1 pseudogene is annotated in these 421 nt (G+C 53.9%); it reads left to right on the top strand.

Annotated features, from left to right (window positions below):
* Window positions 1–421, top strand: a pseudogene (locus B2067_RS00980) (NAD(P)-dependent oxidoreductase); the annotation flags it as partial.

Genomic DNA, 421 nt, shown 5'->3' with positions numbered 1-421 from the left:
CAACGTGAACGACTCGGTCACCAAAGCGAAGAACGACAACAAGTACGGCTGTCGTCACTCTCTGAACGATGCCATCAAGCGCGGTACCGACCATCTGCTGTCTGGTAAGAAAGCACTGGTGATCGGTTACGGTGACGTGGGTAAAGGTTCTGCCGCGTCTCTGCGTCAGGAAGGCATGATCGTTAAAGTGACTGAGATCGACCCTATCTGTGCTATGCAAGCGTGCATGGACGGCTTCGAAGTCGTTTCTCCGTACATCAACGGCGAAAACAACGGTACGCTGGAATGCGTCGACGCGGACCTGCTGGGCAAAACCGACCTGATCGTAACGACCACGGGTAACGTGAACGTTTGCGACAAAAACATGCTTCAGAAGCTGAAGAGCGGCGCCGTTGTCTGTAACATCGGCCACTTCGACAAC

The organism is Thalassolituus sp. UBA2590, assembly GCF_002339775.1.
Lineage (GTDB): Bacteria > Pseudomonadota > Gammaproteobacteria > Pseudomonadales > Oceanobacteraceae > Thalassolituus.
Note: the sequence above shows the minus strand (reverse complement) of the source record. Positions and strands in the feature narration are given on the sequence as shown.